18 protein-coding genes are annotated in these 20,674 nt (G+C 71.2%); all 18 read right to left on the bottom strand.

All coding sequences use genetic code 11. The annotated features are described in order from the left end of the window. Positions 1–98: 98 nt before the first annotated feature. Positions 99–2,639 carry an ABC transporter permease gene (locus ACIA8D_RS31145; RefSeq protein WP_399237463.1) on the bottom strand — a complete coding sequence of 847 codons (2,541 nt, stop codon included), beginning with the start codon at positions 2,637–2,639 and terminating at the stop codon, positions 99–101. Next, positions 2,636–3,466, bottom strand: a complete 831-nt coding sequence (locus ACIA8D_RS31140; RefSeq protein ID WP_399237462.1) for an ABC transporter ATP-binding protein — start codon at positions 3,464–3,466, stop codon at positions 2,636–2,638. The genes ACIA8D_RS31145 and ACIA8D_RS31140 overlap by 4 nt, the downstream gene beginning before the upstream one ends. Positions 3,467–3,654: 188 nt before the next feature. Next, on the bottom strand, positions 3,655–3,858 hold the full coding sequence (locus ACIA8D_RS31135) for a DUF6126 family protein (protein WP_399237461.1): 204 nt from the start codon (positions 3,856–3,858) through the stop codon (positions 3,655–3,657). Next, complete coding sequence (locus tag ACIA8D_RS31130; RefSeq protein WP_399237460.1) at positions 3,851–4,504, bottom strand: helix-turn-helix domain-containing protein; 654 nt, start codon at positions 4,502–4,504, stop codon at positions 3,851–3,853. Before ACIA8D_RS31130 ends, ACIA8D_RS31135 begins: the two co-directional genes overlap by 8 nt. A gap of 127 nt (positions 4,505–4,631) precedes the next feature. After that, entirely contained in the window at positions 4,632–6,017 is a 1,386-nt protein-coding gene (locus tag ACIA8D_RS31125; protein ID WP_399237458.1) for an aspartate aminotransferase family protein, read from the bottom strand. Next, positions 6,014–7,936: a 1-deoxy-D-xylulose-5-phosphate synthase gene (gene dxs, locus ACIA8D_RS31120; protein ID WP_399237456.1), complete on the bottom strand. Its 1,923-nt coding sequence runs from the start codon at positions 7,934–7,936 to the stop codon at positions 6,014–6,016. The genes ACIA8D_RS31125 and dxs overlap by 4 nt, the downstream gene beginning before the upstream one ends. A gap of 33 nt (positions 7,937–7,969) precedes the next feature. Continuing rightward, on the bottom strand, positions 7,970–9,133 hold the full coding sequence (ispG, locus tag ACIA8D_RS31115) for a flavodoxin-dependent (E)-4-hydroxy-3-methylbut-2-enyl-diphosphate synthase (protein ID WP_399237455.1): 1,164 nt from the start codon (positions 9,131–9,133) through the stop codon (positions 7,970–7,972). A 7-nt stretch (positions 9,134–9,140) separates the two neighbouring features. Continuing rightward, on the bottom strand, positions 9,141–10,163 hold the full coding sequence (hpnH, locus tag ACIA8D_RS31110; RefSeq protein WP_399237454.1) for an adenosyl-hopene transferase HpnH: 1,023 nt from the start codon (positions 10,161–10,163) through the stop codon (positions 9,141–9,143). A gap of 6 nt (positions 10,164–10,169) precedes the next feature. Then, positions 10,170–10,826 (bottom strand): 1-hydroxy-2-methyl-2-butenyl 4-diphosphate reductase, encoded by a 657-nt coding sequence (locus tag ACIA8D_RS31105; RefSeq protein WP_399237453.1) that lies wholly within the window; start codon positions 10,824–10,826, stop codon positions 10,170–10,172. Continuing rightward, positions 10,826–12,835: a squalene--hopene cyclase gene (gene shc / locus ACIA8D_RS31100; protein WP_399237452.1), complete on the bottom strand. Its 2,010-nt coding sequence runs from the start codon at positions 12,833–12,835 to the stop codon at positions 10,826–10,828. The genes ACIA8D_RS31105 and shc overlap by 1 nt, the downstream gene beginning before the upstream one ends. Positions 12,836–12,938: 103 nt before the next feature. Beyond that, positions 12,939–13,997 (bottom strand): polyprenyl synthetase family protein, encoded by a 1,059-nt coding sequence (locus tag ACIA8D_RS31095; protein WP_399237451.1) that lies wholly within the window; start codon positions 13,995–13,997, stop codon positions 12,939–12,941. A 125-nt stretch (positions 13,998–14,122) separates the two neighbouring features. Continuing rightward, complete coding sequence (gene hpnE, locus ACIA8D_RS31090) at positions 14,123–15,577, bottom strand: hydroxysqualene dehydroxylase HpnE (RefSeq protein ID WP_399237450.1); 1,455 nt, start codon at positions 15,575–15,577, stop codon at positions 14,123–14,125. Next, positions 15,574–15,747, bottom strand: coding sequence for a DUF6380 family protein (locus ACIA8D_RS31085; RefSeq protein WP_399237449.1), 174 nt, complete (start codon positions 15,745–15,747; stop codon positions 15,574–15,576). The genes hpnE and ACIA8D_RS31085 overlap by 4 nt, the downstream gene beginning before the upstream one ends. Next, positions 15,747–16,709, bottom strand: a complete 963-nt coding sequence (gene hpnD, locus ACIA8D_RS31080) for a presqualene diphosphate synthase HpnD (protein WP_399237448.1) — start codon at positions 16,707–16,709, stop codon at positions 15,747–15,749. Before hpnD ends, ACIA8D_RS31085 begins: the two co-directional genes overlap by 1 nt. Further along, on the bottom strand, positions 16,706–17,608 hold the full coding sequence (gene hpnC, locus ACIA8D_RS31075) for a squalene synthase HpnC (RefSeq protein ID WP_399237478.1): 903 nt from the start codon (positions 17,606–17,608) through the stop codon (positions 16,706–16,708). Before hpnC ends, hpnD begins: the two co-directional genes overlap by 4 nt. A 434-nt stretch (positions 17,609–18,042) precedes the next feature. Next, the gene (locus ACIA8D_RS31070) at positions 18,043–18,828 is read right to left on the bottom strand and encodes an ABC transporter ATP-binding protein (protein WP_399237447.1); all 786 of its coding nucleotides are present in this window, start codon (positions 18,826–18,828) and stop codon (positions 18,043–18,045) included. Continuing rightward, positions 18,821–19,750: an ABC transporter permease gene (locus tag ACIA8D_RS31065; RefSeq protein ID WP_399237446.1), complete on the bottom strand. Its 930-nt coding sequence runs from the start codon at positions 19,748–19,750 to the stop codon at positions 18,821–18,823. The genes ACIA8D_RS31070 and ACIA8D_RS31065 overlap by 8 nt, the downstream gene beginning before the upstream one ends. A 51-nt stretch (positions 19,751–19,801) precedes the next feature. Beyond that, a complete protein-coding gene (locus tag ACIA8D_RS31060; RefSeq protein WP_399237477.1) occupies positions 19,802–20,647 on the bottom strand; it encodes a glycosyltransferase family 2 protein in 846 nt (281 codons plus the stop codon). Positions 20,648–20,674: the final 27 nt, after the last annotated feature.

The following is a 20,674-nucleotide window of genomic DNA, read 5'->3' as shown; positions in this document are numbered from 1 at the left end:
CGGTGCCGGTGACCGTGACCGTCGAACGTCACACGGTGCTGGTGACCGGCGAACGTCACACGGTGCCGGGCGTCACGCTCCGCCCGGCACCACCCCGCCTACCAGGACCCGACGTCACCCCCGTCGCGCAGTGCCGCCCGGGCCGGGAGGGTCACGGCGAGCAGGCCGAGGCACACCGCGCCCCCGGCGAACGTGCCGTACAGCAGCGGCGGTATGTACGGGGACTCCCCCGTCAGGCCGCGCATCATCGGCGTCAGCGTGATCAGCGCGATGGTGGTGCCCAGCACCACTCCCGCCGCCGACACCAGCAGGCTCTCCCAGCGCAGCATCCGCAGCACCTGGCGGCGTGTGGAGCCGACGAGGCGCAGCACGGTCAGTTCGCGACGGCGATCCAGGACCGTCATCACCAGCGTGTTGACCGCGGCGACGGCCGCGAAGCCGCCCAGGACCGCGGCCATCATGTAGTTGGACCAGGCGCCCAGTTCGTCGTCCACGCTCCGCGCGACCGCGTAGCCCGAGGCGTCGGTGACCTGCCCAAGCGCGGCGAGCGGTCCGGCGTCGCCACCGCGCACCAGCAGCGTGCTGTCGAAGCCCGAGGTGACGTGTCCGGTCAGGGACGCCCGGTCCATGGTCACCGCCGGCAGTCCGAGGCCCCGGCCGTAGACCGCGGCGACTTCCGGTCGGGCCTTCGTGCCGTCGGGGAGGTAGAGCGGCAGCTTGTCGCCGACCTTCACCTCCGCCGCCGTGGCGAGGGTCCTGTCGATGGCGATGCGGCCCGCACCCACCCGGTCCAGGCTGCCGCCGCGCACATCCAGGTCCTGCACCTTGGCGAGCTCGGCGCCGGAGCCCGAGATGCCCTGCGTCGCCGTCGCCTGCAACGACGTCTCGCCGCCCGAGTCGATCGGCACGAGCACCTGCGTATCCAGCAGGCTCACCGCCGCGTCGACGCCGGCGGCGCGGGCGGCCCGGTCCGCGGCGCCCGCGGGCAGGCCCGCCGGGTTGGTGACGACGTGGTCCGCCGTGACACCCGCACGCAGCTGCTCGGCGGAGACCCTGCTCTCGCTCGTGTGCATGAACACCAGCGTCGAGGCGAAGGCCATCGCCAGCACGATCGGCGTGATCGCGGAGGCCAACCGGCGGGAGTTCGTCCGGGAGTTGGCGGCCGCCAGCGAGGCGGAGGCGCCGCCACCGTGCAGCAGCAGGCCGAACAGCGCCGCGCACAGCCGGGCCACCAGCGGGCCCAGCAGAGCCACCGCGAGCATGAAGAGCATCACGACGCCGAGGGAGGCGTTCGCCGCGTCGGCGCCGCCGGTCGAGGCCGCGACCCCGGCGAGCGCCGAGCCGCCGCCCAGGGCCGCCAGGCCGAGCACGGTGCGGATGACACCCGGTCGCAGCCGCTCCACCGAGGCCTCGGCGAGCGCCTGCCCCGGCTTGATCCTCGCGGGCCTGCGCCCTGCGATCCAGCCCGCACCGAGCGCCGTGAGCAGCCCCGTCCCGACGGCGGCGACCAGCGGGATCCACGAGACGTGCAACTCGACCGCCTGCGGGACGGCCCCACGGTCCTTCAGTTGCCCGAACCACCAGTGGGCGAGCCCGATCCCCGGCAGGCACCCGAGCACCCCGGCGAGCGGCGCGACGAGCAGCGCCTCGGCGGCGACCGCCCGGCGGATCTGCCGCGGGGTGGCGCCGACGGCACGCAGCAGCGCGAACTCGCGGGTGCGCTGGCCGACCGAGAGGGCGACCGTGCCGGCCGCGGTGAACACGGCCACCAGCGTGGCGATCCCGCCGAAGGAGCCGCCGAGCGCGGTGAGCATCTCCTTGGCGTAGGCCAGGCCGTGGTCCTCGACCGCGCCGCGGTCGTCGCCGGTGAGCACCTGTGCGCCGGAGCCGTCGAGCGCCTTGCCCACGGCGGCGGACAGGGCGCCCGTGTCGGTGCCGTCCTTGGCCAGGACGGCGATGGCGTCGGCCTTTCCTGGGTGCCCGGACAGCGCGGGGGCCTCGGCGTCGGCGAACCAGGCCGTGGCCCCGCCGCCGGTCGCCGTGTCGGCCGCCCGGCCCGCCGCCGCGGTGTCGCCCGGCCCGGCCTCGGCCAGACCTGACACCCGGAACTGCGCGCGCCCGGCGGCCGTTTCGAGCGCGACCGTGTCGCCGACGCGGGCCTTCGCGGTGCGGGCCGCCGCGGCGTCGAGCACCACCTCGCCCGAGCGCGGCGCCGCTCCCCCGGTCAGCGTGGTGCCGGTGAAGGCGTGCGAGCCCCAGCCGTGGCCGGTGAGCGCGCCGCCGCCCTGCCGCACCGGGAAGGTGAAGTCCGCCACCGCGGCCTCGGCGCCCGGAACGTGGGCGGCCTTCGCGGCGAGGCTCGCGTCCACGCGCGCGGTGTCCGGCAGCGGGTAGGCGGACTCCTCGGGACCGTCGACGGTGTCGGCGACGAGGCGGGCGGACTGGTCGGCCGCCGCCACGACCGGTGCCTTCACGTACCGCTCGGCCGGAACCGAGGCGCGTACCCCCGACTCCAGCAGGCTGCCGCAGGCCGCGACGATCAGCGCCGACATCAGCAGCGCGACGAACGTGCCCGCGAACGAGGCGGGTTTGAAGCGGACGGCCGCCCGCGCGAGGCCATTGGGGGCGAGGCGCCTCATGCCGCCGCCCCCGCCATCGCACCCGTGCGGGACGTGCGGGCGACGAGCGTCGCCATCCGCGCCGCGATCCGCTCCGCCGAACCGCGCTCCAGGCTGTCGGCGAAGACACCGTCGGCGAGGAACAGCACGCGGTCCGCCCAGGCGGCCGCGGCCGGGTCGTGGGTGACCATGACGACGGTGGCGCCGAGGCTGTCCACCGCGTTCCGGAGCAGGCCGAGGACCTCGGCGGCGGTGCCGGTGTCGAGGGCGCCTGTGGGCTCGTCGGCGAACACCACGTCGGGGCTCGTGACCAGGGCGCGGGCGACGGCCACGCGCTGCTGCTGGCCACCGGAGAGCTCGCCGGGCCGGCGCCGCGCCTTGTCGGCGAGCCCGACCTGCGCGAGCATCGCGGCCGCGCGACGGCGGTCCTGGCGGCGCCCGGCCAGGCGCATCGGCAGTAGCACGTTCTGCTCCACGGTCAGCGACGGCAGCAGGTTGAACGCCTGGAACACGAAGCCAAGGCGGCTGCGACGCAGCTCGGTGAGCCGGTTCTCGCTCATCCCGGTGATCTCCGTGCCACCCAGGCGCACAGATCCCTCCGTCGGCCGGTCGAGCCCTGCGGCGCACTGCAGGAAGGTGGACTTCCCGGACCCGGACGGGCCCATGACGGCCGTGAACGTGCCGCGCGGCAGCGTGAGATCGACGCCCGCGAGGGCGTGCACCGCCCCGGCCCCGCGCCCGTACTGCCGCCGCACACCGCGCAGTTCGACAGCAAGCCCCGGCGTCCCGGCCGACGCCTCCGGCCGGCTGTCCTCCACCGTCTGCCGCCTGCTCCTGAGTAGCCCCATGGCCCTGTCCCGCCCTCTCGAACTCGTCCGCGTGCTGATCGCGTTGTGATCCGCGTTCTGACGAGGAGGAGTGTGCGAGGACGAACGGGCACCTGGCGTCATACCCAGGAGCCAACATGGAGGTGCTACCGCAGTAGGGGGTCCGCGATCCACGCCCTCACCCCGGCCCGCACCACCCGGCTACTCCCTCACTGGTTCCCACCCAGCGTGAACAGCAAATAGATGAACGCCGCCAGCGCATGCCCCGCGAAGACGTACACCAGGACGCGCACCAGGATGCCGCGCGGGAACTTGTCCTCTATCTGGCGGCGGGCCGGGGCGGGGGCGGACCCGGTCGCGTCGGCCCCACCGGCCTCGCCGGTCGTGTCGGTCGTGTCGGCCATGTCAGCCATGGCGGGTCTCCTTTACCGGCCCCGACGACGGGCCGAGGCACAGCGCGGCCGTCGGGCTCTGCAGCAGGGTGTGGACGAACAGGAAGTCGACGCCGCCCGGGTCGACGGCGGCGATCCGGTGCGGAGTGAGCGAGTCGAAGTGCGAGCTGTCCCCCGGGTCGAGCCGGTAGGAGGTGTCGCCGAGGCGCAGGCGCAGCCGGCCCGACAGGACGTACAGCCACTCCTCCCCCGGGTGCACGCGCACGACATCGCCCTGGGACCCATACGGCGCGTGGACCTGCAACGCCTGCATGCCGCGGCCCGGCGATCCGGCCTGCCGGTACGTCCAGCCGCCGGCCTCGGTGGCCTCCAGCGTGCCGCCGCGCACGACCGCGTCCCGGTCGGCGGGGGTCTCGCCGAGCAGTTCGGATACCGTCGTACCGTAGATGCGGGCGAGTGAGAGCAGCATCGGGAGCGAGGGCTGACGCTGTCCGGTCTCCAGGCGGGACAGGTGCGCCGGGGACAGGCCGGCGGATCCGGCGGCGGCCTCCAGCGTGAGGGCGGCGCGACGGCGCAGTTCGCGGAGCTGGGGCGCGACGGCGGGAAGTTCCGGGGGTTCCGGGACCTCCGCACCGTCCGCCTCGTCCGGCGAGAGGGCAGGGCTCATGCTCTCGATTCAGCCAGAGCCTTGCCCCTGCGGCAACTTTCTTGCCTCAGAGGCAAAGGCCCGCGACCGAAGCCGCCCAGCCCAGCCCGCGATCGGCCCACCGAACGCTCAGCGGTTCGCCGAACGTTCAGCGGTTCGCCACCGCCTGCTTGATCAGCGTCTTGCTGAAGTCCCACATCAGCCCGCCCCCACTGTGCGCGTCGTCCATGACCGCCGTGAACGCCTCGACGAACCGCTCGACGTCGTCCTCGTTCACGACGAGCGGCGGGATCAGCTTGATGACTTCGAGGTGGTCGCCGGAGACCTGGGTCAGGATCCGGTGCTTCTGGAGCAGCGGCACCACGACCATCTGCGCGAACAGGCCCTTGCGCGCGGCTTGCAGCATCGTCCAACGGCTGCGCAGTTTCAGGGACTTGGGGCGGCCGAACTCGATGCCGATCATCAGGCCGCGGCCGCGTACGTCGCTCAGCAGCTCGTAGCGGTCCACCAGCGCACCCAGCCGGGCCTTCAACAGCTCGCCCATCGCCCGCGCGTTGGCGACCGTCTCCTCGTCCTCCATGACGGACAGGACGGCGAGGCCCGCCGCCATCGCCTGCGCGTTGGAGCCGAAGCTCGCCGAGTGGACGAGGACCCGGTCCATGGACGAGTAGACCTTCTTGAAGATCCAGTCCTTGCCGAGCGTCGCGCCTACCGGCACATATCCGCCCGACAGCGCCTTCGCGACGCACACCAGGTCCGGCTCGACACCCTCCTCGTGCTGGTAGGCGTAGAAGTCACCGGTGCGGCCGAGGCCCGTCTGCACCTCGTCGGCGATCAGCAGCGCCTTGTGCCTGCGCAACAGCTCCTGCGCGCCGCGCAGATAGCCGGGCGGCGTCTCGTACACGCCCTTGCCCTGGATCGGTTCGACGATCAGCCCGGCGACGTCGCCCTTCTTCAACTCCCGTGCCAGCGCGTCGAGATCGCCGAGCGGGACCGGGGTGTCGGGCAGCAGCGGCGCGAAGCCGTCGCGGAAGCCATCCTCCCCGTTCACCGACAGCGAGCCGGTCGTCAGGCCGTGGAAGGCGTGCGCGCAGTACAGGACGCGGGGCTTGCCGGTCGCGTACCGCGCGAACTTCAGCGCCGTCTCGACCGCCTCCGTACCGCTGTTGCCGAAGAACACCCGGTCCAGGTGCGGGCTGTGCGCCACCAGCTTCTCGGCGAGCAGGCCCGGCAGCGGCTGGCAGTCGAAGCGGGTCAGGTCGGCGAGCGAGGCGTCGAGGACGTCGTGCAGCGCCTTGCGTACGACGGGGTGGTGCCGGCCGAGGCCCATGACGCCGAAGCCGGCGAGCATGTCCAGGTAGTCGTTGCCGTCCGCGTCCCAGAAGTGCGCGCCCTCGGCCCGCTCGTAGACCTTGTCGAAGCCGATGGTGTGCAGCATCTTCGGCAGCTGGTGGTTGAGGTACTTGGTGTGCAGCTCGTACCGTTCGGCGCCGCGCTCGGCGAGCAGCGTGCCGAGGTCGAACTCCTTGCTCATGCGTTGATCTCCTTGCCGGACCCGGAAGCACCCGAGTCCTCCGGGGGCGCCGCCTTGAAGCCGAGGCTCGCCGCGATCCGGCCCGCGATCTCCACGGGTGTCAGACCGATGTCGGCGAGCACCTCGCCCCGTTTGGCGTGCGCCAGGAACTGCTCGGGGATGCCGAACCGCCGTACGGGGACGTCGACTTCGGCCTCACCGAGGGCGAGCGCTACGGCCGAGCCGACGCCCGCCGCCTTGCTGTTGTCCTCGACGACGGCGACCAGTTCGTGCGCGGCGGCCAGCGGCGCGAGGTCGGGGTCGACGGGTTTGACCCAACGGGGGTCCACGACCGTGCAGTTGATGCCGCGCTCCTCCAGGAGTTCGGCGGCCTGCAGGCACACCGGCGCCATCACGCCGACCGAGACGAGCAGCGCGCGCGGGTTCTCGGCCTGGTGCAGTACGTCGATGCCGCCGATCCGGTCGACGGCCGCGATCGGCGGGCCCACCGACTCCTTGGGGAACCGCAGCATGGTCGGCGCGTCGTCGACGGCGACGGCTTCGCGCAGTTGCGCCCGGAGCTGTTCGGCGTCGCGCGGCGCGGCGATGCGCAGACCCGGCACGACCTGGAGCACGGACATGTCCCACATGCCGTTGTGGGAGGGCCCGTCGGCGCCGGTGACACCGGCCCGGTCCAGGACGAAGGTGACCCCGCACTTGTGCAGCGCTACGTCCATCAGCAGCTGGTCGAAGGCCCGGTTGAGGAACGTCGCGTACACCGCTACGACCGGGTGCAGACCGCCCGTCGCGAGTCCCGCGGCCGACACCGCGGCGTGCTGCTCGGCGATCCCCACATCCCACACCCGCTCGGGGAACTCCTGCGCGAACTTGGTGAGTCCCACCGGGTGCAGCATCGCCGCGGTGATCGCGACGACGTCCTCGCGCTCGCGCCCGATCGCCGCGATCTCGTCGCCGAACACCGAGGTCCAGGAAGGACCGTTGGACGGTGCGAGCGGTTCGCAGGTGAGCGGGTCCATGACGCCGACGGTGTGGAAGCGGTCGGCCTCGTCGGCGAGCGCGGGCTCGTAGCCGCGGCCCTTCTCGGTCAGGCAGTGCACAAGTACCGGCCCGTGGAAGCGTTTTGCGCGTCGCAGGGCGGATTCGACGGCGCCCAGGTCGTGGCCGTCGATGGGACCCACGTACTTCAGACCCAGGTCCTCGAACATGCCCTGCGGCGCGAACGCGTCCTTGAAGCCCTTCTTCGCGCCGTGCAGCGACTCGTAGACCGTGTGCCCGACCACGGGGGTCCTCAGGAGCACGTCCTTGCCCCAGGCCAGCACCTTCTCGTAGCCGTCGGTGGTGCGCAGCGTCGCCAGGTGGTTGGCGAGGCCGCCGATGGTGGGTGCGTAGGAGCGTTCGTTGTCGTTGACGACGACGATCAGTGGCCGGTCCTTGGCGGCCGCGATGTTGTTCAACGCCTCCCAGGCCATGCCGCCGGTGAGCGCGCCGTCGCCGATGACCGCGACGACGTGGCCGCGCTCGCCCTGCACCTGGCGTGCCTTGGCGAGGCCGTCGGCCCAGCCGAGCGCGGTGGAGGCGTGCGAGTTCTCCACGATGTCGTGCTCGGACTCCTCGCGCGAGGGGTAGCCGGACAGGCCGCCCTTGCCGCGCAGCTTGGAGAAGTCCTGGCGGCCCGTCAGAAGCTTGTGCACATAGCTCTGGTGGCCGGTGTCCCACACGAGGCGGTCCACCGGTGATTCGAAGACGCGGTGCAGCGCGATGGACAGTTCCACCACGCCCAGGTTCGGTCCGAGGTGTCCCCCCGTCCTCGCGACCGCGTGAATGAGGAACTCCCTGACCTCCGCGGCCAGTTCGTCGAGTTCCTCCTCGCTCAGTGCCTTCAGGTCGCGCGGCCCCCGGATGCTTTCCAGAATCGTCACGCTCGAGCCCCCTTCCCGTCCGTACGTAAGAAATCAGCTCACGGTGACGTCGGGAGCCCCCGACGCGACGCCGTCCTTCTCCATCTGTTCGGCGATCTTCATCGCCTCGTCGATCAGCGTCTCGACGATCTTCGACTCGGGCACCGTCTTGATGACCTCGCCCTTGACGAAGATCTGGCCCTTGCCGTTGCCGGACGCGACACCGAGGTCCGCCTCGCGCGCCTCACCGGGGCCGTTGACCACACACCCCATGACGGCGACCCGCAGCGGCACCTCCATGCCGTCGAGCCCCGCGGTCACCTCGTCGGCGAGCTTGTAGACGTCCACCTGCGCGCGCCCGCAGGACGGGCACGACACGATCTCCAGGCGGCGCCGGCGCAGGCCGAGCGATTCCAGGATCTGGATGCCGACCTTGCACTCCTCGGCGGGCGGCGCGGACAGCGACACCCGGATGGTGTCGCCGATGCCCTCGCTCAGCAGCGCCCCGAAGGCGACGGCGGACTTGATGGTCCCCTGGAAGGCGGGCCCCGCCTCGGTGACACCCAGGTGCAGCGGGTAGTCGCACGCGGCGGCGAGCTGCCGGTACGCGTTGACCATCACCACGGGGTCGTTGTGCTTCACCGAGATCTTGATGTCCCGGAAGCCGTGCTCCTCGAAGAGCGAGGCCTCCCACAGGGCGCTCTCCACCAGCGCCTCGGGCGTCGCCCTGCCGTACTTCTCCAGCAGCCGCTTGTCGAGCGAGCCGGCGTTGACCCCGATCCTGATCGGCGTGCCGGCGTCGGACGCGGCCCGCGCGATCTGCTTCACCTTGTCGTCGAACTGCTTGATGTTGCCCGGGTTCACGCGCACCGCCGCACACCCCGCGTCGATGGCCGCGAACACGTACTTCGGCTGGAAGTGGATGTCCGCGATCACGGGGATCTGCGACTTGCGCGCGATGGTCGCGAGCGCGTCCGCGTCGTCCTGCGTCGGGCACGCCACGCGCACGATCTGGCAGCCGGAGGCGGTCAGTTCGGCGATCTGCTGGAGCGTGGCGCCGATGTCCGACGTGCGCGTCGTGGTCATCGACTGCACGGAAACGGGGGCGCCGCCTCCCACGGCCACCGGTCCGACCTGGATCTGACGGCTGACTCGCCGTTCAGCGATGGGTCGGACCGGCACCTCGGGGAGGCCCAGTGAGACAGGCTCTCCGTTCATGACGCGCTCACCCACGGTTCCCGGCGACGGTCTCGGACATGGCGCGAATGGACTCCTTCAGCGATCCCATCGTGGCGAGCACGGCGGTCGGCTCGTAGCCGCAGTGCGCCATGCAGTTGTCGCAGCGCGGGTCCTTGCCGCGGCCGTAGGCGTCCCAGTCGGTCTCCTCGATGAGCTTCTTGTACGTCGTCACATACCCGTCGGCCATCAGATAGCAGGGCCTCTGCCATCCGAAGAGCGAGTAGTTGGGGATGGCCCACGCGGTGCACGGAAAGTCGACCTTGCCCTCGAGGAAGTCGAGGAACAGGGGGGAGTGGTTGAGCCGCCACCGGCGCCGGTTGCCACCCGCGAAGGCCTTCTTGAACAGCTCTCGGGTCTGTGTGACGCCGAGGAAGTGGTCCTGGTCGGGCGCCTTCTCGTAGGCGTACGCGGGCGAGATCATCATCTCGTCGACCGCGAGGTCGTCGTTGAGGTAGTTGAGCACCTCGATGATGTTCTGCGGGGTGTCCGTGTTGAAGAACGTCGAGTTCGTGGTGACACGGAAGCCGCGCCGCTTGGCCTCCTTGATCGCCTCGATCGCCTCGTCGAAGACACCTTCCTTGGCGACGGACTCGTCGTGCCGCTCCCGCATGCCGTCGATGTGCACGGTGAAGGCGAAGAACGGGGACGGCTTGAACTTGTCCATCTTCTTGCGCAGCAGCATCGCGTTGGTGCACAGGAAGACGTACTTCTTCTTGGCCACCAACTGACGCACGATCTCATCGATCTGAGGATGCATCAGCGGTTCACCACCGGCGATGGACACCATCGGGGCGCCCGATTCGAGGACCGCGCCGACGGCCTGCGCGACGGGCATGCGCTGCTTGAGCACACCGGCCGGGTGCTGGATCTTTCCGCATCCCTCGCACGCCAGGTTGCAGGCGTAGAGCGGTTCCAATTCGACGATCAGCGGAAACTTGTCCCGCCTGCGGATCTTCTGTTCAGCGAGATATGTCGCAACCTTGATGGATTGACGAAGCGGCATGGCCATCTGGGCTCACCTCCGAGGGAGCAGCATCGAGCGGTGCCATTCAAAAAAAACGGGCAGGACGGCACGAAGGACACGGAAAGCCGATAGTCCACCGCGAACCGTGCCGATCCTGACGAGTTCATGTTCTGGAGCGTCCACGACCACTCGGACGGCGGCAACCGGACGCTCCCCGGTGCCACCGGCGGCCCGCAGCGTCGCGGCCGACTCCATGTCGACGGCGATCGCGCCGGTCGCCAGCAGGTCCGCGCGTTCGTGACCGCGCACCACATGGTCCGAGCCGGTCAGCGGGCCGGTGTGCACGGTCTTGCCGGGCATTGCCCGCACCAGCTCCTTGACCAGGAGATCCGTGCCCGTGCACGGCGTGGCGCCGCGCGCGTCCCGGGTCTCCTCGGCCACGACCAGGTCGCCGGGGTGCATGCCGGGCGCGAGCCCGGCGCAGAACCCGGTGGCCACGACGGCGGCGTCGCGCAGCACGGCGTCGCCCAGCGCGCGGGTCACCGCGTGCTCGGCGGCCTTGGGGCCCATGCCCGTGCGCAGCACGGTCACGGGGCTCGTGGCCCCGGCCCTGCTGCCGCTGCGCAGCGCGAGGTGCTCGATGCCGAGCGCGCAGGCGACCAGCAGCGGCGCGGTCTCCGGTGGGCGGGCCACCGGCGATGCGGTCATCAGCTCCCCTTGGTGGCGGCGCCCTTGTCGCTGAACGGCTCGCCGTTGACGTACCGGCCGAGCGCGGTCAGCGGGAACACCTGCCGGTACAGGTGGTAGTTGATCGAGAAGTCCCAGGGGAAGCCGGTCCCGGTGAAGTACGGCTCGTCCCAGGTGCCGTCCTCGGTCTGGGTCTCTGCGAGGTACGTGACACCGCGCTCGACGGCCTTGGACTCCCGCTCCCCCGCAGCGAGCAGCGCGAGCAGTGCCCAGCCGGTCTGCGAGGCGGTCGAGGCGCCGTGCCCCTTCCAGTCCTCGTAACGGTACGAGCGCAGGTCCTCGCCCCAGCCGCCGTCCTCGTTCTGGACGGACTCCAGCCAGCTGACGGCCCGTCTGATCGCGGGGTGGGAGGCGGGCAGGCCCGCCGCGGTCAGGGCAGGCACCACAGAGCCGGTGCCGTAGACGTAGTTGACGCCCCAGCGGCCGAACCAGGCGCCGCTGTCCTCCTGTTCGGCGAGGAGCCACTCGATGCCGCGCCGGGTGCGCGGGTCGCGGGTGTGGCCCTCGATGGCGAGCATCTCGACGACGTGCCCGGTGACGTCGGCGGACGGCGGGTCGATGACCTCGCCGAAGTCGCAGAACGGCAGCCGGTTGGGGAACGGGCTGGTGTTGTCGACGTCGAAGGCGGCCCACGCGCCGTTCTTCGACTGCATCCCGAGGTTCCAGCGCACACCGCGCTCGATGGCCCGCTCGACGCGCGCCTTGTCGGGATGCTTCACGCGGCGCAGCGCGAGCACGACCTCGGCGGTGTCGTCGATGTCGGGGTAGTTGTCGTTGTCGAACTCGAACGCCCAGCCGCCCGGCTCCAGTTGGGGCTTGCGCACGGACCAGTCGCCCGGCCGGTCGATCTGCTCGGCGATCATCCACTCGGCGGCCCTGACGAGCGCCGGGTGGTCGGCGGGCAGGCCCGCGTCGGCGAGCGCGATGGTCGCCAGGCACGTGTCCCACACCGGCGACTGGCAGGCCTCGATCATCCGGGCCCCGTCCTCGCGCCACACGGCGAACCGGTCGAGGGACGCCAACCCGGCCTTGAGGACCGGGTGTTCGAGGTCGTAACCGAGCAGGTGGAGCGCGATGACGGAGTAGACGGCGGGCGGCTGGATGCCGCCCCAGCAGCCGTCGTTCTCCTGGCGCTCGACGATCCAGCGGGCCGCGGAGTTCGTCGCGGCCTTGCGCAGCCGCCGCAGGGCCACCTTGCGGTAGCCGTGCATGACCTTGTCGAGCCGCTGGAAGGCGCCGTCCCAACTCGCCACCGGGGCAAGGGGCTTGGCGGGGTTCGGGTCGCTCGCGTCGGTGTGCAGCTCGTCCAGCGGGAACGGCGCGGGCCGCACCGGGCGCTTGGCGGACACCACGGTGAGCGGCACGATCGTCTGCCGGGCCCAGCATCCGAAGTCGTAGATGTTGAGCGGCATCCACTTGGGGAAGTAGATGAGTTCCGGCGGGAGTTCGGGGAGGTCGTCCCACTTCCACCAGCCGAACAGGGCCAGCCAGATCCGGGTGAACACGCGGGACTCGGCGATGCCTCCGCGCTCGCGGATCCATGCGGAGGCCTTCGCCATGTGCGCGTCGTCCGGGGAGTCACCGGCCAGGCGCAGCGCGACGTACGCCTCGATGGTGGTGGACAGTTCGCCGGGGCCGCCGTAGAAGGTGGCCCAGGTGCCGTCCTCGCGCTGCTCGCCGCGGATGAACAGCGCGGCGGCCTCGGTGGTGGCCTGGTCCCTGATGCCGAGGAACTGGCGCAGCAGCAGGTCTTCGGCGTCCATCGTCACATTGGTGTCGAGGTCGCCCTTCCACCAGCCCCGGTCGTCCTGCCGCGCGAGCAGGAAGTCCGTGGCGCGCTGTATGGCTCGGCCGGCGGCGGTGTGGGGCGGTGCGGCCGCCCCGGGGGTCGTGTCGGTCAGTTGGGCAGTGGTGGCCGAGGTCGGCTGCGGTGCCGTGGCTCCGGAGCTTTCGTCGGTCGTCGCTGTCATGGCTATCCCTTCATGCAGTGCGTCTTGTCTGCTGGGTAACCGTCGGCCGGGGCCCTGGCGGGACACCGGCCGGCGACTGCGAGTCATATGCGGCCGATAATGATCATCTCTTTCGGACGACGACGAAGTCGGCGAGCGCCACGAACTGGGCGCGCACCGAGGCTGGCATCTGGACGGAGTCCAGGGCTTCGAGGGCGACGTCGTACTGGCGCCGCGCTTCCTCGGCGGTCCACTCGCGCCCGCCGGCCTCCTCGATGAGGGCGGCGCGGGCGGCGAAGTCCGCCTCGGTGAAGGTGTCGAAGTCGACGTCCTTGGCGTCGGCGGCGAGCAGTTCGCCGAGCCGCTCGGAGGCCGGTCCCCCGGCGCCGAGGGCGGCGACGACCGGGAGGGACTTCTTGCGCTGGCGCAGGTCGCTCCAGGTCTGCTTGCCGGTGGACTCGGGGTCGCCCCAGATGCCGAGCAGGTCGTCGACGGCCTGGAAGGCGAGGCCCAGGTGGTAGCCGTACTTCTCCAGGGCGTCGGCGGTCGCGTCGTCGGCGCCGCCGAGGACGGCGCCGATGGAGGAGGCGCAGGCGAGCAGGGCGCCCGTCTTGTTGCCCTCCATCTCCAGGCACTCCACGACGCTGACGCGCTCGCGGTGCTCGAAGCCGATGTCCTGGGCCTGCCCGTCGATGAGGGCGCGGCTCGCGGTGGTCAGGCGGCGCGTGGCGCGACCGGCGTCGACGGTCTCCAGCTCCAGAATGATCTCATTGGCGAGTGCGAAGAGGGCGTCGCCGACGAGGATCGCCTGGGCGGGGCCGTGCACCTTCCACACCGTGTCGCGGTGCCGGCGCTGCTCGTCGCCGTCCATCAGATCGTCGTGCAGCAGCGAGAAGTTGTGGACGAGCTCGACCGCGACGGCGCCCGGCACGCCGACCTCGGGGTCCGCGCCCGCAGCCTGCGCGGACAGCACGGCCAGGGCGGGGCGCACGGCCTTGCCGCCGTCGCCGTCGGCCGGGTTGCCCGCGGCGTCGATCCAACCGAAGTGGTAGGCGGCGACGGTGTCCATCGGGGGTGCCAGGCGGTCCACCGCCGCCTTGAGCACGGGGGTGGCCAGGGTTCGGCCGCGCTCCAAAAGCGCGGTCACGTCCACCGCGTCGGCAGCCTCTGGGGCCGAGGGCACAGGTGGCACAGTCTCTCCTTGATTTACCGGATTCACCGTTGTCGGCTTTTCCACCGCGGGAAGGTCGCTGGTCACGACCGCCGTCGGAACGTCGCTGGTCGCGTCCACCGTGGGAAGTTCGCTTGTCACGCCGCCTCCCGGTACAGGTGGCCGCGGGGGCGGCCGAGCGCGGCGAGCGCCGCGTCGGCGGCACTGGTACCGCTGCGGACAGCGCCTTCCATGGTCGCGGGCCACCCGGTGGCGGTCCACGCGCCGGCCAGGTACAGGCCGGGGGCATTGGTGCGGGCCGAGGGCCGCAGTGCGCCGACGCCGGGGGTCGGCGCGAAGGTCGCCGTCCGCTCGCGGGTGACGAAGAAGTCATGGATCGTGGCGCCGCGCGCGGCGGGCAGCAGCCGTTCCAGTTCGGGCAGGTAGCGCTCGCGCAGGGCGGCGACCGGGGCGTCGATCTCGTCCTGGGCGGCGGACTGGGAGACGGCGAGGTACTGGGCGCCGGGCAGCGTGCGCGCGAGGCCGGAGGCGTCGGTGCGGTCGAAGACCCACTGGACGGGCGAGCCGAGCGCGGTGAAGAAGGGCTGCTTGAGGACCTTGCGGCCGTAGACGACGTGCAGGTTGAGGATCGGCGCGGTGCCGATGTCGTGCAGCCGTCCTGCGTCGTCGAGGGCGCCCGCGGGCAGCAGGTCGTGCGCCTCGCGCTGCGGCACGGCGAGCACGACGGTGTCGGCGGTGAGCACCTCGCCGCGGCCGTCCGGGCTCTCGGGAACCTCGACGGCCCAACGGCCGTTGTCCGTACGGGAGATGGAGGTGACGCGTGTACGGAGTTCGGTGCGTACGCCCGCGGAGTCGAGCGCCTTGCGGGCGAGAGTGTCGTGGAGTTCACCGAGGGGCACCTTGGCCCACCCGATGTCGGCGGCGCCGGGCTCGGACAGCAGCCCGGTCTTGAACACCATGGCGGCCAGGCCCAGCGAGGCCTCGCCCGCCACGGCGTTCAGGGTCGCGACACCGACGAGGTCCCACAGCGCCTCGATGGCCCGCTGCGTCTGACCGTGTTCGGCCAGCCAGGAGCCGAAGTTCTTCGTGTCGAGCGCCGGGTCCGCGGGGTCCAGGGACTTGAGGGCGAGCGCGGCGCGGCCGACGGCCGCCCGCTCGGCGAGCGACAGGTGCGGGTACGTGGCGAGGCTCTTGGCCAGGTGCAGCGGCACGGGCAGCGCGGTGCGCCGCAGCCGGCCGAGGCGGTTCTTCTCGGCGTCGAGTACGGGCACGTCGAGTCGTTCCTGCAGGGGCGCGAGCGCGGCGGCGTCGACGCGGTCGAGGAACCAGCGGTAGGCGGTGCAGCAGCGCAGGTACACGTGCTGACCGTTGTCGACGGTGAGGTCGCCGCGCTTGAAGGAGAACGCGAGGCCGCCGAGCCGGGGCCGCCCTTCGAGGAGGGTGACGTGCATGCCGCCGTCGGCCAGGGCGAGCGCGGACGTGATCCCCGCGAGCCCGCCGCCGACGACCACCGCGGTGGGCCGGGCGCGGTCCGCGGCGGCATCCGCCCCGGACGTCTCGGACGCCTCGTCCTGCGTGGTCCCGTCAGTCATGCGCCCTCCCCCTGGGTGGTGCCTTCGGTGGTGCGTACGGCCCGCGTGGGGCCGGATTCGACGGTTGTGGCGAACACGCGACCGACCGTTGCATGCAGGGACGCGGCGCCGCGGCGGAGGGTTGCCCGCCGCTTGGTTCTCGCCATGTCACCCTGGCCCGCGGTGTCCATCAGGCGCGCCTCCTGGTGGTGCCGCGGGGGGCGCCGCGCACGACGGTGCGGGTGTCGAGTCCGGACAGGCCGCGCACGGCGACGTACGCCTTCTCGTGCCCGGGCAGCGAGACCCGGCCGCGCAGCACGGCCTCGGGGTCGCGCTCGATGCGGTCGAGGAGGCGGCGGTAGATGCCGGCCATGGCGGCGACGCAGGCGCCGGAGCGCCGGTCGAGCATGGGAAGGAGGCGGTAGCCCTCGGCGAACAGCGCGCGGGCCCGGCGCACCTCGAAGTGCACGAGCCCGGCGAAGTCCGATCCCGCCGGGGGCACGGGTCCGTGGAACCCGGCGGAGCAGCCGAACTTCGCGAGGTCGTCGGCGGGCAGATAGGTGCGCCCGTCCCCGGCGTCCTCGCGCACGTCGCGCAGGATGTTGGTGAGCTGAAGCGCGAGGCCGAGCGTGTCGGCGAGCTCCGGCGCCCGCTCGACGCCGCGCGCCCCCGGTTCCGTGCCGAACACACCGAGCGAGACCCGCCCGATGGCGCCCGCGACGCACCGGCAGTAGACCTTCAGGTCGTCCCAGGTCTCGTAGGTCTCGCCGCGCAGGTCCATCAGGACACCGTCGATCAGCTCGTCGAGCGCGTCCAACGGAACCGGGAAGCGGTCCGTCGTGTGGGCGAGGGCGACGGCCACCGGGTCGGTGTCGTCCTCCTCGACCTTGCCGTCGCGCACGCGGCCGAGCAGCGCCCTGGTCTCGTCGAGCCGGTGCGCCTTGATGTCGGGCTCCAGGCCCCCGTCGCCGATGTCGTCGACGCGGCGCGAGAACGCGTACAGGGCCGACATGGCGCGCCGCTTCGCGGTCGGCAGCAGCCGGATCCCGTAGGCGAAGTTGCGGGCCTGCTGCCCGGTGACGGTCTCGCAGTAACTGTATGCGGCGAGCACCGGCGCCGACACGGTCTGGTCAGACTCCACGGTCTTGCTCACCCCTCTCCTCGCAGAGTCGCTCCCACCTCGCGCAGCAACCGCGCCTTGGTGGGTTTGGGTGGTCCCGGAAGCACGTCGTACGAAACGGCGGTGATCGCGTGGACCGCCGCCTTCCCCCCTGCGACGAACCCTGCCAGCAGCAGCTTCAGCCTGCCGTGGACGCTACCCACCAGGGGGGTGCCTTCATTCAGCAGCGTGAGGGCGCGTTCGGCCTCGTACGCGACCAGCGCGCGCACCGATGCGCCCGCGCTCGGTGCGGCGAGGTCCGCCTCGTCGACGTGGAACTTCTTCAGGTCTTCGGCCGGCAGGTAGATCCGGTCGCGCCCCAGGTCCTCGGCCACGTCCTGGAGGTGCTCGACGATCTGGAGCCCGGTGCAGACCGCGTCCGAGAGGCGGATGCGCTCGGGGGTCGCGGTGCCGGTGATCGCGAGGACGAGGCGGCCGACGGGGTTGGCGGACAGCTCGCAGTAGGCCAGCAGGTCGTCGTAGGTCTCGTAGCGCGTGACCAGCTGGTCCTGGCGGTTCGCGGCGATGAGGCCGAGGAAGGGTTCGGGGGTCAGCGAGCGGCGCCGGACGGTGGGCTGCAGCGCCTTGAGCAGCGGGTGGCTCGGCGTGCCGGCGAAGACGCGCCGCAGGTCGGTCTCGAAGGCGTCGAGGAGCGCGAGGCGGTCGTGCGCCCGATCGGGTGACACGCCCAAGAAGCCGGCGTCCGCGCCGCCGGGGGCGAGGTCGCCGTCGCCGATGTCGTCGACGAGGCGCGCGAAGCCGTACACGGCCATCAGGTCGTCGCGCCAGGCACGCGGCAGGAAGAAGGGGGCGACCGGGAAGTTCTCCTCGGCGGCCTTGTCGAGGGTGGCGCTCACCGGGCTCGCTGTTTCATCAGGGCTCTCGGGGCGCACTCGGGGGCGCGCGCTCACCGGATGCGGCCCGCTTCCCCGAGGACGGCGAAAGCCCCGCGGAGCTGGAGAGTTTCCATAGCCATTGCCGTCACGACTCCCGTTCTACACTGCGGACCCAATGCATCCCATTTCGGACACGCCGCCCGGCCGTCCACGCGGCCGCCCAGCCCCGCAGGGGTCGGGATGTCGCGCCTTATCGCCCCACATGCCGCGATTGAGGCCGGTACAGCTTACGTTGTACAACGCCCGCCCTCGCGTCGGGGTGTTCTGCACATCACAACAACACACCGATTGACGCCAAGATTCCTTCAGGGCAAGGAAGTTGACCCACCCTTGACCGTGATCGCCAATTAGTTGGTGTCTACAGGCATATCAGAGGCCCCACCGGACGGAAGCCGGTAGGGCCTCATATGACGTGGTCCAGCGGTGGGCGGTTACTTGCCCGTGAACTTCTCGTACTCCTTGAGTACCTCGGCCGTCGGACCGTCCATACGCAGTTCCCCGCGCTCGAGCCACAGGACGCGCTCGCAGGTGTCGCGGATGGACTTGTTGTTGTGACTCACCAGGAAGACCGTGCCGGCCTCCTTGCGCAGCTCGCGGATGCGGGCCTCGGAGCGCTTCTGGAACTTGCGGTCACCGGTGGCAAGGGCTTCGTCGATCATCAGCACGTCGTGGTCCTTGGCGGCCGCGATGGAGAAGCGCAGGCGCGCGGCCATGCCGGACGAATACGTCCGCATCGGCAGCGTGATGAAGTCGCCCTTCTCGTTGATGCCGGAGAAGTCGACGATGTCCTGGTAACGCGCCTTGATCTCCTCGCGGGACATGCCCATGGCGAGACCGCCGAGGATCACGTTGCGCTCGCCCGTGAGGTCGTTCATCAGGGCCGCGTTCACGCCGAGCAGCGAGGGCTGGCCGTTCGTGTAGACCTTGCCCTTCTCGGCCGGCAGCAGGCCCGCGATGGCACGCAGCAGGGTCGACTTGCCGGAGCCGTTCGACCCGATGAGGCCGATGGCCTCGCCGCGGTACGAGGTGAAGGAGACGCCCTTGACGGCGTGCACCTTGCGCACGCCGCGCTCGTCGCCGCGCTTGACGATCCGGCTCAGCGCGGAGGTGGCGCTGCCCTTGCCGGTCTTGGCGCCGTTGACGCGGTACACGATGTGCAGCTCGTCGGCGATGACCGTGGGGACGCGGGCATCGGTGGTCTTGTCGAGATCAGCCACGGCCGTACCGCTCCTCTGCCTTCCAGAAGTAGACGAAGCCGAGCACCGCGAAGAGCACGGCCCAGCCGAGAGCGCCGGCCCAGACGTGCGGCGGCAGCCACTTGTCGGGGTAGCCGTCGATCAGCGCGTACCGGATGAGGTCCATGTAGATCGCGGCCGGGTTCCACTGGAGCACGTCCGCGATCCATCCCGGCTTGCCCTTGAGCATGATCGGGATGGCGAACATGACGCCGGACGCGTACATCCAGGTACGCATGATGAACGGCATCAGCTGCGCGAGGTCCGGGGTCTTCGAGCCGGCCCGCGCCATGATCAGCGCCAGGCCCATGTTGAACAGGAACTGCAGCGCGAGGGCCGGGACGATCAGCAGCCACGACAGGCTCGGGTAGCTGCCGAAGGCACACGCCACGATGAACAGCACGATCATCGAGAAGAGCAGCTGCTGGAGCTGCTGCAGGGCGAAGGAGATGGGCAGCGAGGCGCGCGGGAAGTGCAGCGCGCGCACCAGGCCGAGGTTGCCGGAGATCGCCCGCACGCCCGACATCACCGAGTTCTGGGTGAAGTGGAAGACGAACACGCCGGTCACCAGGAACGGGATGTAGACGTCGTGGTCCATGCCCCGGTCGGCGCCCAGGATCAAACCGAAGATCAAGTAGTAGACCGCCGCGTTCAGCAGCGGCGTCACCACCTGCCACAGCTGGCCGAGCTTCGCCTGGCTGTACTGCGCGGTCAGCTTCGCCTGCGAGAAGGCGAGGATGAAGTGCCGCCGGCCCCACAGCTGCCGTGCGTACTCGAAAAGGCCCGGTCGGGCCCCGCTGACGGTCAAGCCGTACTTGGCGGCGAGTTCGCGCCGGGAGAGCCCGTCATCGGGCGACGGGGTCGCGCTCACCGCGACACCGGCGTCATGCGTTGTCTCACTCACAAGAGGAACTTTCGTCTTCAAAAGCACGGCCTGCCGTCAGGCACGAGCTTGTCAGATGACAGGGGGTCGGCCCAGTCGGGTCAGCCGCCACACGGTACGCCACTTCATGGGACGCCTGGGCCCGCAGGGGGTCGTCCAGCCCTCCTTGAAGCCGCCGAGCCAGGCCTTCAGCGCCGGGCCCGAGGGCCGGCGGGCGAGGGTGAGCAGCAGCCAGACGCCGAGGTACACGGGTACCAGGGGCGCCGGCAGATTGCGGCGGGCCAGCCAGACTCGGTTGCGGGCCACCATGCGGTGGTAGACCGCGTGCCGGGACGGGGCCGTGGTCGGGTGGTGCAGCACCATGTCGGCGCGGTAATCGATCATCCAGCCCGCGTCGAGGGCACGCCAGGCGAGGTCGGTCTCCTCGTGGGCGTAGAAGAACTCGGCGGGCAGCGGTCCGGCCTCGGCGATGACCCGCGTACGCACGGCGTTGGCGCCGCCGAGGAAGGTGGTCACACGCGAGGAGCGCATCGGGTCGGCGGCGCGCAGCCGCGGCACGTGCCGGCGCTGCGTCTCGCCGGTGTCCGGGTCCGCGATGCGGAAGCTGACAATGCCGAGCTTCGGGTCCGCGTCGAAGGCCGCGCGGCACTTCTCCGCGGTGTCGGTCAGCGGAAGGAGGCCGTCGTCGTCCAGGAACATCAGGATGTCGACGTCGGAGCCGGAGGGGCCGAAGGCCTCGATGCCGACGTTGCGTCCGCCGGGGATGCCGAGGTTCTCGGGCAGCTCGACGGTCCGCACGCCCGCGGGGACGTCCGGGACCGGGGAGCCGTTGCCGACCACGACCACCTCGACCGGGTCGCCGTCCTGCTTGGCGACCGAGTCGAGGAGGGCGCGCAGCTCGGCCGGCCGGTTGCCCATGGTGATGACAACCGCGCCGACCTTCGA

The organism is Streptomyces sp. NPDC051684, from assembly GCF_044453445.1.
Classification (GTDB): domain Bacteria; phylum Actinomycetota; class Actinomycetes; order Streptomycetales; family Streptomycetaceae; genus Streptomyces.
The sequence above is the reverse complement of the archived record's forward strand: the minus strand, read 5'-3'. Positions and strand labels throughout refer to the sequence as shown.